The organism is Campylobacter sp. 2457A, from assembly GCF_020135895.1.
GTDB lineage: Bacteria > Campylobacterota > Campylobacteria > Campylobacterales > Campylobacteraceae > Campylobacter_D > Campylobacter_D taeniopygiae.
The window spans coordinates 1-12,496 of the sequence record NZ_JACHTO010000017.1; the positions used below are offsets into that span (position 1 = coordinate 1).

Consider the following 12,496-nt stretch of genomic DNA (forward strand, 5'->3'; position numbering starts at 1 on the left):
AAAATTTTTATGGATATATGTATTTTTATAAATAGTGTATTTTATATTTCTTTTTGCAAATTTTCGCTTTTTTCTAAAACTGCAAAATACTCCATTTCAAGTGTTTCCAACTCTTCTTGTGCCTTTTGCAACTCTTCATAAAGTTTATTAATACCGATATTTTGATAAACACTAGGATTTGACAAATCTTTATTTAATTGCTCAATTTGTTTTTCAATGATTTCTATTTTTTCTGGATGATGGTTTAAAATTTCATTTTCTTTATAGCTTAATTTTTGGCTTTTTTTCTCTTTTTGATTGCTGTTTGAAATTGAATTTTCAAGACTTAAGGTAAAATTATCAAATTCGTGCAATTCTTTTTCATTTTCAAGATATTCCGTATAAAGAGTATGTAAAATATTGATCGAAGAATTTCCCTCAAAAGCATAAATTTTATTCGCTATTTTATCAACAAAATACCTATCATGAGATACAAATAAAATCGCTCCCTCAAAATTTAACAAATACTCTTCTAAAATATTAATCGTTGAGATATCTAAATCATTGGTTGGCTCATCAAGCACTAAAATATCATAAGTTTGAGTAAAAAGTAAAGCCAAAGCTACTCGATTTTTTTCTCCTCCACTTAATACAGAAACACTTTTATCTAAAAATTCTTTAGGAAATAAAAAATTTTTCAAATATCCATAAACATGCATATTTTTATCTCTTACCTGAACTCTATCTCCACCATTAGGACAAAAAATTTCAAGCAAGGTTTTATCTGAATTTACCAAATTTCTAGCTTGATCAAAATACCCTATCTTAATTTCCCCTCTTTTAATCTCTCCGCTATCTTGCTTAATTTGCCCTAAAAGCATTTTTAAAAAAGTAGATTTTCCACAACCATTTTTTCCCACTATAGCTATACGCTCTCCTTGTAAAATACGGGCTGAAAAATCTCTAAAAAGCATTTTATCTTCTATACTTTTACTCACATTCTTAATCTCAAATAACATTTTTTTTCGGTTCATTACCTTATCAGCATTAAAATTAAGCGTAGATCTTGAAATTTCAAGTCTCAAACGTTTTATAGCCCCTGGATTTTTTTTAGCCTCTTCTCGCATTCTTAAAATGCGCTCTTTTCTTCCTTCATTTCTTTTTAGCCTTGCTTTAACACCGCGTCTTAACCATTCTTCTTCACTTTTTAACTGCTTTAATAAAGTCTCATGACTCTTAGTAAGACTTTCTAAAATTTGTGCCTTTTTTTCAAGATAGTTTGCATATCCTCCTTTAAAAACACTTAATTTTCCATTTTCAATTTCCACACACTTATCAGCAATAGCATCAATAAAATAACGATCATGCGAAATAAAAATAACACACATTTTAGATTCTTTTAACAAGTCCTCTAAAAAACTCGTCATATAAACATCTAAATGATTTGTTGGCTCATCAAGCAATAAAATATCAGGATTTTTTAATATGAGTATGCAAAGCCCTACCCTGCGTATCTCACCGCCACTTAATGTACATACTAAACGATCAATGTATTTTAATAGATCAAATTCTTTTAAAACGCGATTTATCTTAGCTTCTATATTCCAAGCATCTTTGCTTTCTATCAAAGCCATAATCAAATCCATTTGTTTTAAATATTCTTTGTTTTCTGGATTTTGTTCTAATTTTAAATGGAGTTCTTCATATTCTTCTAAAGCGGTATAAATTTCTGAAAGCTCCTGTTTGATAGCATCCCTAACACTTAAATTTGCATGAAAATCTACATTTTGAGAAAGCATTGCAATGCTTTTTCCATTTTGTCTTATAACGCGACCGCTATCTAAATTTAAGACACCAAAGAGTATCTTTAAAAAAGTGGATTTTCCTTCTCCATTTTTACCAATAATAGCTATTTTTTCGCCATCATTGGCACTAAAATTTGCTTCATTTAAAACTATTTTTTCATCAAATCTTTTATTCGCATCAATTAGATCAATAAGTGCCATTATAATACTTCCTAGAAAAATAAATCAATGAATAAGAAATAAATTAGAGCCAAATTTCTTTAGCTTGAGTGCTAATTTTATATTTTTTGAGTTCTTTAATAATTTCATCAATAAGTTCTTTATTGTCAGTATCTAAAAAAATTTCTGGACTACCACTAGATTTTAATAAAAAGTATTTCACATCAAAAGATTTTAAAGTTTGCTTTAGACAAAATACTGAATAAATATCATTTTTATCTACAATGAGTTGATAATATTTGCTTTTTTCTTTTAAATCGCTAGTATCAACATCAACATAAAGATTAAATTGCTCTGCTGCAGGAGTGAAATTTTTGCTTGGCCACTTAGCAAGCTCTTCTTGCCAAGTAAAATCTTCATTATTTTTTTGCTGGCCTTCTTTTTCTATGCTTACATTATGAGCAAATTCAGGAATAAAATCTGAATTTGCTTTAAATTTAGAGATTAATACCAAAACCACTACAAATAAACTAAGCAATAATATGCTTAAAATGCCTATGGTTAGATATTTTTTTATCATTAAGCTAATTGATCTTTTATGATATCACCTAAAGTGATTTTATCATTATCATTTATTTCATTTAAAACTTCACGTTCTTTCATTTTAACTAAATTTTTAACACTTAAGCGAATTCTATTTTTCTTTTCATCAATGAAAACAATAGCTGCTTCAATTTCATCATCTATTTTCAAATTTTCTAAAGTTGAATTGCTAATATCTTCTTTATGAATAAGCGCATCAACATTTTGACTAAGCTCTACAAAAATACCAAAATCTTTAATATCGCGAATTCTACCTTTAACAATATCTCCAACTTTATGATTTTTAGCATATTCTTGAACTGGTGACTCACAAAGTTCTTTTGTACTAAGAGAAATCTTTTGATTTTCCGTATCTATTTTTATAATTTTTACCTTAACCTTGTCACCAACTTTAAATTTATCTTTACACTTATCGCTTCTTGACCAAGAGGCATCTTCATTATGCAATAATCCCTCAATCATACCAAGATTTATAAATGCTCCAAAAGCAGTTGTTAAAGTAACTTCACCTTCTAAAACATCTGATAATTTATATTTTTTCAAAAATTCATCAAAAGGCTTTGAAAGTAAATTTCTCAAAGAAACTCTTAAACGTCTTTCATCGGAATTTATTTCAATAACTTCTACATCAATTTCTTGTCCCTTGCTTATATAATCTTTTGGGTTTTTAATATTTTTATCCCAAGAAATTTCACTGATGTGTAAAAATCCTTCAATATCATTGCCCAAATCCACAAAAGCTCCATAAGGCTCTATATTTGAAACGATAACTTTAATTGTATCGCCTACTTCAAGACTATCTTTTATTTCACTCCAAGGATCAGGTAAAGCTGCTTTAATAGATAATGAAAGGTGCTTACGTTCTTTATTGTAACTTATAACTTTAACTGGAACTTTATCGCCCTCTTTGTAAAAAAGACTTGGATTTACTGGACCCTTGTAAGAAATTTCACTATAATGAACCAATCCATCAATCCCACCTACATCAACAAACATACCATAAGTAGTAATTTTTTTAACTATGCCTTCAATCACTCCTTGTTCTTGAGCGATATTATTGATCAGTTCTTTACGTTTTTTTCTTTCATCATCTAAAGTTTTCTTTCGAGAAACAATGATGCTTTGTTCCTCATGATCGATTTTAATAATCTTCACTTTAAAGGTTTTGCCTAAAACATTATTACTTTCCTTAAAACCATATTGAGATCTAGGTAAAAAGAATTCGATATCATTGTCATCAACAACAATAAGCCCGCCTTTATTTTTTCCAACTACTTTAACATTAAATATATTTTCAGAATCTTCTTCTTTGTAATTTTTAATAAATTCAATCGCTTTTTCTTTTCTCAAAGCCTTTTTATGGGACAATAAAGATCTTCCGCCATAATAACCTACTACAGCAACTTTGATCCTATCTCCAGTTTTAAACAATAATTGTCCATCGTCTTTTTGAATTTCAGCAAGTGGCAAAATTCCCTCGGATTTTTTACCTATATCAACATAAACTTCATCATTCTTGATCTCTACGATCACTCCTTCTGCCATTGCCTCTTCTTTTGATTTGTCAAAAGCATCTAAAAGTTGTCCAAAATCTTCTTCCTCGAAAAAATCATCCAAACCACTTTGAACTTTATTGTTCGCCTCAATCATCACTGTCCTTTAAAATAATTTTAAATTTCCTCATTCTAAATATTAAAAATTTAGCTTTTGTTAATTTTTTAAATTGTAGTTTTATTTAGCTTTTAAAAAAATAAAATATTGTGCTTTAATCAACAAAAGTTTTAATTTTAGCAATTACCTTCTCTATAATCCAATCTGGAGTGCTAGCACCTGCACTAATTCCACAATGTTTTTTATTCAAAAACCATTCTTTTTTTAATTCTTCTTCTGTCTCAATAAGATAGCTATCTTCACAATGCATTTTTGCTATTAAAAAAAGTTGCTTAGTATTGGCCGAATTCTTACCACCTACAACCACTACCACATCGCTTTTTGCAGAAAGTTCTTTAATGGCATCTTGATTTTTAAATGTTGCATCGCAAATGGTATTAAAAACCCTAACTTCTTTAACCCTTAGCATTAAAAAATTAACTATTTCCATAAAATGTTCAGGTTTTTTAGTTGTTTGACTTACCACAGCAATCTTATTTGGCAACTTAATATTTTCAAGTTCTTTTTTATCTAAAACAACGTAAGCTTTTGTACTTACATAGCTTTTCACGCCTTTCACCTCTGGATGATTTTCATCACCAAAAATAACAACTTCATAACCTTCATCACTCATGCGTTCGCAAATTTGCTGAGGCTTTGTTACAAAAGGACACGTTGCATCAAAAATTTCAATGTTTCTTTTTTTTAGATCAGCCAAATCTTGCTTTGTGATACCATGAGTTCTTATAATGGCTTTTTTTTCATTGCTTAATGCATTAATATCCTCTAAGGTTTTCACATTGAAATCTTTTTGCAAACGTAAAATTTCTTCATTGTTATGTATAAGTGGGCCTATAGTTGCAGCATCCTTAATTTGTTCAGCTTTTTTAATTGCTCTTTTTACCCCAAAACAAAAACCATAGTTCTTGGCTAATTCAATAATCAATTTTTACCCCTAATCTTTTTAAAATTTCTATAAAATTTGGAAAAGAAGTTTCAATGCATTCAAAATCATCAATTTCCATTCCGCAAATCATACCCAAAATAGCAAAACTCATAGCAATACGATGATCCTTATAACTTTTTATTTTAGCTTTATTTACTTTTCCGCCTTCTATCTTAAAACCATCTTCAAATTCCTCAACCTTAACTCCGCAAAGCCTCAAATTTGAAACTATAGCATGAATTCTATCGCTTTCTTTAACTCTAAGCTCTTGTGCATTTTTAAGTATAGAAACCCCATTGGCTAAAGCAAAAGCGATAGCTAAAGCAGGAATTTCATCTATAAGCCACGCTATATTTTCTTTAAGCTCAATTCCTTTCAGTTTGCTAAAACTCGCTTCAATCTCTCCTATACTCTCAAAATGATTTTGAGTGATTTTTATTTCTATTTTAGCTCCCATTTTTTGTAAAATTTTATAAGCTTCTATACGAGTAGGATTTAACAAAACATTGCTTATTTTTATTTTTGAATTGGGGATAATTATTGCTGCAAGTACAAAATAAAAGGCTGAAGATGGATCGTTAGGAATTTCGATATCTTGTTCTTTTAGGGACTCTTTTAAATTTGATATTTCGATTTTTAAACCATCTTCACTTATTTTTAAAGGAGCACCCATTGCTTTTAACATATTCTCGCTATGATTTCTACTCAATTTTGGTTCTTTAAATACAGAATTTCCATTTGCATTTAAAGCCGATAAAATCATAGCCGTTTTAACTTGAGCTGATGAAATTTGACTCTCGTGATTAAAAGAATGTAATTTTTGTCCCTCTATGCAAATTGGCGCTAAATTTGCGTCCTCTCTGCCATAAATTTTTGCTCCGATATTTTTAAGAGGATTGCAAATTCTTTTCATAGGGCGGTTATTTAAAGATGCATCTCCGCTTAAGACAAAAAAACCAGAAATTCCTGATAAAAATCCTATCATTAAACGCATAAGAGTTCCAGAATTCCCGCAATATAATATATCTTTAGGGGATAAAATTTTTCTAGGTGGAATTATACTTACATTTGATCCATAAATCTTAATTCCAGCACCTAACTTTTTTAAGATTTCGAGTGTGTTTAAAGTATCTTGAGCTAAGAGATAATTCTTAGCTTTATTTTCTTTTTTTGTTAAAAGAGAAAAGATCGCAAAACGATGAGAAATGCTTTTATCTGCTGCAATATCTGAAATTTCTATTTCAAAGCTATCAGATAAAGCATGAATAATCATCTTAAATCAAGACCCATTTCTTTTAATTTTTGTATAATCTTATCCATACTTTCTACAATTTGATTATCTTCTAAAGTTTTATTCATATCTCTAAAAATGAAGGCTATGGTTAAACTATAAAAATCTTTAAGGTTTTCATCGCTATATAAATCCACCAATCTAAAATTTTCAAGTATTTCTAAATTTAATTCTTCTATAGCTTTTTTAATGTCCTCATACGCATATCCTTTAGGAACCAATACGCTAAGATCCCTATTTACAGCAGGAAATTTAGAATAATTTTTAGCAACCTTTTTCTCTTCTTTGATGAGATCTAAATTTAACTCACAAACATATGTTTTCATTAAGTCTTTTTCATTTTCTAATTTCAAATGCAAACGACCGATAAAACCTATATTTTTATCACCTATAAATATTTCTGCTTGCTCATAAGGACTTAAAAAACTATAATGAGAAAGCTTGAGTTTAAAATCACCGATAATGTTTTTAATATCTAAAAGAAAATCATAAAAATTCACAAATCTTGGTTTGGCCTTATTTGCGATTTTAGGCTCTTCTTTATAACCTGAATGCACAAAAGCGATTTTATTGATTTCCTCTGTGTCTTTAGAAAAAATAGATCCTGCTTCAAAAAGTTTAATGATTTTTTTTGAATTTTTTGTATTTAAGCTAACAGCATTTAAAAGATGATTTAACAAAGTCGTTCTTAAGGTATTTAACTCATTAGTTATCGGATTTAAAAGTTTTATTTTTACAGTATCAAATCCTAAATTTTCAAGCTCTTCGCTATTATCTAAAACATAGTGCAAACTTTCAAAATAGCCATTATTTACAGCATTTTTTCTTAATTCTAAAAGTTTTTTATAAGAAAAATAAGTTAAATTAAGACGATTTTTTCCTAAAAATTCTAAATTTTTAGAAACTATATTATTAATCCCTATCATCCTAACGATTTCTTCGCAAATATCTGCCAAATTACTTACGTCTGGTCTATGTATTGGAACTTCAGCATTCATTAATTTATCATCTAAAAGTATTATTTTAAAACCTAATTTTTTCAAAATATTTAAGATATCATCCTTATCGATATCTTGACCTATGATATTATTAATATGATCAATATTTATAGGTATGGTTAAAAGTTTTTTATCAAGTAAAACTTGCTGAGAGGAACTATATATACTTAAATTAGGATTTTGTTTAAGAATATTAAGTAAAAAATCCATTCCTAAATATAATTTAGGCTCGCTCCCCCTAAAACTTCTATAAAAAATTTTTTCATCTTGTTTTTTATAATTTGACTTTGCATTAGCTATCACATTAGGATCTGTATAATTAGCTTCAATAATTACTAGCTTAGAAGTCTCTTTACATTTATATTCTTGCTCTTGATAAAAGCCGCTAATACTTAAAGTTTTATTTTGGCAAGAAATTTTTGTTTCTCCTAATTTTTCTTTACTCAAATTTAAAGTGATTTCCTCATTTTCTTTAGTAAAATCGCTTAAATCATAAGCATTAAACAAAACACCTGTTGAATGTATAACATAATTTAATAAATTTTGTATAGGATTATTTTCTAAATTTTCAATTTGAGCTAAACGTAAAGAAATGATCAAATCTAGTTGCAAATCATCTTTAATCTCTATAGCTCTGTAATTATAAAAACTATGTAAATCTTTTTGCGCATTAAGACGCAAAACTCTTCCTATACCTAACACATTTTCATTCTCTTTGAAAGACTTAAGCTCTTTTAAATTTAAATTAAAAGCTACGGCTAAATCTCGTGCTATGCCGTATATACTAAGGCAATCTCCCCTATTTGGAGTTAATTCAACCTCAATCAATACATCATTAAAAATTTCATAGGAATTTAACTCTTTTCCAAGCTCTAAAGTACCTATACTTTCATCTAAAACCATAATACCTTCATTAGTTTTACCAAAACCTAATTCTAAGCTTGAACAAAGCATACCATGAGAATCTACCCCTCTTAGCTTAGCATCTTTAATTTCCATCCCATTTGGCATACAAGCACCTTTAAGTGCCACAGCAACATATTGTCCTTGTTCTACATTTTTAGCACCACATACAATTTGCAAGATCTCATTTCCAACATCCACTTGACAAATGCTGAGTTTATCAGAATTTTCATGTTTTATTTTCTCTTTTACAAAACCCACTACAACTTTGCTAGGAGCTTTTAAATTGCAAACTTTATCAACTTCAATACCTATAGAATTTAATTTAAAAACAATTTCTTCAGCGCTTATACTCTCAAGATCTAACCAATCACTTAACCAACTTTTAGTAATTATCATCTAAATTGCTCCAATAATCTTAAATCGCCTTCAAATAAAGATCTCAAATCAGGAATTTGGTGCAAAAGCATAGCAAAACGTTCCACCCCAAGACCAAAGGCATAACCACTTACATTTTTATAACCTATAAAATTAAATACATTAGGATCAACAATTCCACACCCTAAAACCTCTAACCATCCTGTTTGTTTACATACCCTACAACCACTTCCTTTGCAAAATACGCAAGAAATATCTACTTCAGCCGAAGGTTCAGTGAAAGGAAAAAAACTAGGACGAAAGCGAATTTTTACGTCATCAAACATAAAATGTAAAAAATCTTCTAAAATACTTTTTAAGTGTGCAAAGCTTACTTTTTGCCCTTCTTCTACAACTAATCCTTCTATTTGATGAAACATTGGAGTATGAGTTATATCAAAATCTCTTCTAAAAACCGCACCAGGTGCTATCATTCTAATAGGAGGTTTTTGGGTTAGCATCGTTCTAATTTGCACTGGTGAAGTTTGAGTTCTCAAAAGTCTTTTATCATCAAAATAAAAAGTATCTTGCATATCTCTAGCTGGATGAGATTTTGGCAAATTTAAAGCTTCAAAATTATGAAACTCATCCTCGATTAAAGGACCTTTTTCTATACTAAAATTCAAACTTAAAAAATATTCTATGATTTTATCCATAGTGCTCATTACAGGGTGCAAAGCACCTTTTGTTACATTTTCATCAAAATAATTAAAATCAAGCACATCTTGTTTCATTTTTTCTTCAAGTGCAAGATTTTCTAAAATTTTAAATTTGGCCAAATAGGCTTTATTGAAAGCTTCTTTTTCTAAATTTAAAGTAGCAGCTAATTCTTTTTTAGCATCGCCTTCTAAATTTTTAAGTTTTGAAAAACTTTCTGTTAAAACACCTTTTTTGCCAAGAACTGAAATTCTAAGTGCCTCTAAATCATTTAAATTATTACACTCTTCAACTTGTTTAATAAAATTTTGCAATTTTTACCCCAATCAAAGTGAAATCTGATTTTAATTTTATTAAAAAGTATTTTAAATTCAGCATAAAAATTAAACTTTTAGAGATATAATTCTAAATTATTAATATTCAATGACAAGGAGAATATATGCAAGAAAAAACAGTTTTTGAACTTATAGTTGAAGGTAAAATTCCATGCAATAAAGTACTTGAAAACAATGATTTTCTAGCTTTTCACGATATCGCTCCAAAAGCTCCTATTCATGTGCTTATTATTCCAAAAAAACATTTTAAAAATTTTCAAGAATTTGATCCAGAACTTATGGCAAAAATGACAAGCTTTATCCAAGAATTAGCTATATTGCTAAATATTCATGAAAGCGGGTATAAATTGATAACAAATTGTGGAAAAGATAGCGGACAAGAAGTGTTTCATTTGCATTTTCATATGCTTGGAGGTTTTACAACCCCACAAAAGCAATAAATTATTTTACCAAAGGCATCAACATCATCTCGTATAATTTATCATAAATTTCATTAGAGCATAGATGTTTTGCTAATTCTAAACCAAAAAGAATAGCTGTTGCAGGGCCTGCTGAAGTGATGATATTTTTATTTACAACTATAGCTTGATTAAGACGAGTACCCTTAAGTCCAATCTCACAACCTGGATAGCAAGTGAATTCATCTTTTAAAACTCCTGCAGCATCTAAAACTATAGGGGATGCACAAATAGCAGCGACGATTTTATTATTATCATGAAGTTTTTTAATGATATTTAAAATTTCATCTGATTGTTTAAGATTATTCATACCTTCATATCCACCCGCTAAAACAATAGCGTCAAAATCCATATGCGTAATGTCTTTTAGCAAATAATCAGCCTTAATGATAACTCCGTGAGATCCTTTTACAAAAAGATCAGAATTTAAAGAAGCCGTGATCACTTCCAAATCCCCACCCACTTCTTTAGCACGTCTTAAAACATCAACTACGCTTATCAATTCAGTCTCTTCAAAACCTTGTGCCATTGGAACTAAAATTTTTTTACTCATCATCTCTCCTTGTTTTATATTTTTGAAATCTTTTTTCTTTTTCTTTAGCTTTTTCACTCATTTGACGATTAAAACCCATAATTAAAAAAATCATAAAAAAGACAAAAAAAGCTACAAAAATAAAATCTAAAATTGACATATATAAGCCTCCTTGTAAAAATCCTAACATAATTTTATAAATATTTAAAGAAAAATCAAAGATAATTTTATAGAATTTAAGTTTTTGAGATTATTTTAAGGGGTGATTGATTTTGAATCAGAAAAATATCAGAATTTTTGTATTTCTTGTCATTATAATTTTATGGGCTTATTTTTCTTTTCCTATTGAAATTTTACAAATTAAAAATTCCAATGGAGAAATAAGCTATGGTTACACAGCTAATGCAAATGCATATTTAAAAAGCTATGGCATCACTCTTTTACTTACCGTTTGTGCCGTTTTTATTGGGATAATTGTTGGCTTTGGTTTAGCCATTTTAAGATTTTTTAATATTAAAGCCTTAAATTTTATTATCGATGAATATATTGATATTATTCGCGGAACCCCTGTTATTTTACAACTTATGATTTTTTCTTTTGTGATTTTAACTTTTATTGATAATTTATACGCAGCTATTTTCGCTTTAGGGCTAAATAGCTCTGCTTATATTGCAGAAATAGTTAGAAGTGGGATTAATAGTATAGACAAAGGGCAAATGGAGGCTGCTCGTGCTATGGGGCTTGATTATCAAACCTCTATGAAAGAAATTATCCTTCCGCAAGCTATAAAAAATATTTTACCTGCCTTAGCAAATGAATTTATTTCTTTATTTAAAGAAACCTCCGTGGTTGGTTTTATCAGTGTCATTGATATTACCATGCAAAGTCAAAGCTTGCAAGCAATTTTTTATAATCCTAAGCCTATTATATTTACAGGGTTAATTTATTATATCAGCGTTAAAATTTTCAGTTATTTTGCTAAAAAACTTGAAACTAGGATTAATAAAAATGATTAAAATAAAAAATTTACATAAAAAATATGGCAATTTAGAAGTTTTAAAAAATATCAATACTGAAATTTCACAAGGCGATATTATAGCTATTATAGGGCCAAGTGGAGGTGGAAAAAGTACTTTTTTACGTTGTATTAATAGACTAGAATTAGCCGACAGTGGGGAAATTTTTATCAAAGGTGAAAATATATTAGATCCTAAAACAGACATAAATAAAATACGTCAAAAAGTCAGCATGGTTTTTCAGCATTTTAATCTTTTTGCCAATAAAACCATTATGCAAAATTTATGCCTAGCCCCTGTAAAAACTAAAATTTTAAATCAAGAAGCAGCCATCAAAAAAGCTAGAAATTTACTTAAAAAAGTTGGACTTTGTGATAAAGAAGATGCTATGCCTCACCAACTTTCAGGTGGGCAAAAACAACGTATAGCTATTGCAAGAAGCTTGATGATGAATCCGGATGTTATTTTATTTGATGAACCTACTTCAGCACTCGATCCTGAAATGATAGGAGAAGTTTTAAGCATCATGAAAGATCTTGCAAAAGAAGGCTTGACTATGCTTGTAGTTACTCATGAAATGGGTTTTGCTAAAAACGTTGCCAATCGAATTTTCTTTATGGACAAAGGAAATATAGCAGTTGATGACACCCCTAAAGAGGTCTTTGAACATCCAAAAAATGAAAGATTAAAAGAATTTTTAAATAAAGTTTTAAATCACTAAATTTAATCAGTCTTGAAAATCAAGAC

At 28.9% G+C, this 12,496-nt stretch carries 12 protein-coding genes; 3 read left to right on the forward strand and 9 right to left on the reverse strand.

Annotation, left to right across the window (positions count from 1 at the left end; all coding sequences use genetic code 11):
• Positions 1 to 41: 41 nt before the first annotated feature.
• The 7 genes from abc-f to pheS all read right to left on the reverse strand — a co-directional run bounded on the left by abc-f (position 42) and on the right by pheS (position 9,722).
• Positions 42 to 1,985 (reverse strand): ribosomal protection-like ABC-F family protein, encoded by a 1,944-nt coding sequence (abc-f, locus tag H2280_RS06155; protein ID WP_137624323.1) that lies wholly within the window; start codon positions 1,983 to 1,985, stop codon positions 42 to 44.
• Between the two features lie 43 nt (positions 1,986 to 2,028).
• Complete coding sequence (locus tag H2280_RS06160) at positions 2,029 to 2,523, reverse strand: hypothetical protein (protein ID WP_246023785.1); 495 nt, start codon at positions 2,521 to 2,523, stop codon at positions 2,029 to 2,031.
• On the reverse strand, positions 2,523 to 4,196 hold the full coding sequence (locus H2280_RS06165) for a 30S ribosomal protein S1 (protein ID WP_137624324.1): 1,674 nt from the start codon (positions 4,194 to 4,196) through the stop codon (positions 2,523 to 2,525). The genes H2280_RS06160 and H2280_RS06165 overlap by 1 nt, the downstream gene beginning before the upstream one ends.
• A 115-nt stretch (positions 4,197 to 4,311) precedes the next feature.
• Positions 4,312 to 5,142, reverse strand: a complete 831-nt coding sequence (locus tag H2280_RS06170) for a 4-hydroxy-3-methylbut-2-enyl diphosphate reductase (protein ID WP_337215975.1) — start codon at positions 5,140 to 5,142, stop codon at positions 4,312 to 4,314.
• Positions 5,132 to 6,415 carry a 3-phosphoshikimate 1-carboxyvinyltransferase gene (gene aroA, locus H2280_RS06175; protein ID WP_337215976.1) on the reverse strand — a complete coding sequence of 428 codons (1,284 nt, stop codon included), beginning with the start codon at positions 6,413 to 6,415 and terminating at the stop codon, positions 5,132 to 5,134. The genes H2280_RS06170 and aroA overlap by 11 nt, the downstream gene beginning before the upstream one ends.
• The gene (gene pheT, locus H2280_RS06180; protein WP_337215977.1) at positions 6,412 to 8,733 is read right to left on the reverse strand and encodes a phenylalanine--tRNA ligase subunit beta; all 2,322 of its coding nucleotides are present in this window, start codon (positions 8,731 to 8,733) and stop codon (positions 6,412 to 6,414) included. The genes aroA and pheT overlap by 4 nt, the downstream gene beginning before the upstream one ends.
• Positions 8,730 to 9,722, reverse strand: coding sequence for a phenylalanine--tRNA ligase subunit alpha (pheS, locus tag H2280_RS06185; RefSeq protein WP_137624328.1), 993 nt, complete (start codon positions 9,720 to 9,722; stop codon positions 8,730 to 8,732). Before pheS ends, pheT begins: the two co-directional genes overlap by 4 nt.
• Before the next feature lie 125 nt (positions 9,723 to 9,847).
• On the opposite strand from pheS, the gene H2280_RS06190 reads away from it, so the two are divergent.
• Positions 9,848 to 10,183 (forward strand): histidine triad nucleotide-binding protein, encoded by a 336-nt coding sequence (locus H2280_RS06190; protein ID WP_137624329.1) that lies wholly within the window; start codon positions 9,848 to 9,850, stop codon positions 10,181 to 10,183.
• A 1-nt stretch (position 10,184) separates the two neighbouring features.
• Here the strand turns inward: H2280_RS06190 and H2280_RS06195 are convergent, their stop codons facing one another.
• Positions 10,185 to 10,754, reverse strand: coding sequence for a DJ-1 family glyoxalase III (locus H2280_RS06195; RefSeq protein ID WP_337215978.1), 570 nt, complete (start codon positions 10,752 to 10,754; stop codon positions 10,185 to 10,187).
• Positions 10,747 to 10,893, reverse strand: a complete 147-nt coding sequence (locus H2280_RS06200; protein ID WP_171000092.1) for a hypothetical protein — start codon at positions 10,891 to 10,893, stop codon at positions 10,747 to 10,749. The genes H2280_RS06195 and H2280_RS06200 overlap by 8 nt, the downstream gene beginning before the upstream one ends.
• Positions 10,894 to 11,005: 112 nt before the next feature.
• Between H2280_RS06200 and H2280_RS06205 the strand changes: the two genes are divergently transcribed.
• Together H2280_RS06205 and H2280_RS06210 are read left to right on the forward strand one after the other, a co-directional pair.
• Positions 11,006 to 11,749 carry an amino acid ABC transporter permease gene (locus H2280_RS06205; RefSeq protein ID WP_137624331.1) on the forward strand — a complete coding sequence of 248 codons (744 nt, stop codon included), beginning with the start codon at positions 11,006 to 11,008 and terminating at the stop codon, positions 11,747 to 11,749.
• A complete protein-coding gene (locus tag H2280_RS06210) occupies positions 11,742 to 12,470 on the forward strand; it encodes an amino acid ABC transporter ATP-binding protein (RefSeq protein ID WP_137624332.1) in 729 nt (242 codons plus the stop codon). The genes H2280_RS06205 and H2280_RS06210 overlap by 8 nt, the downstream gene beginning before the upstream one ends.
• Positions 12,471 to 12,496: the final 26 nt, after the last annotated feature.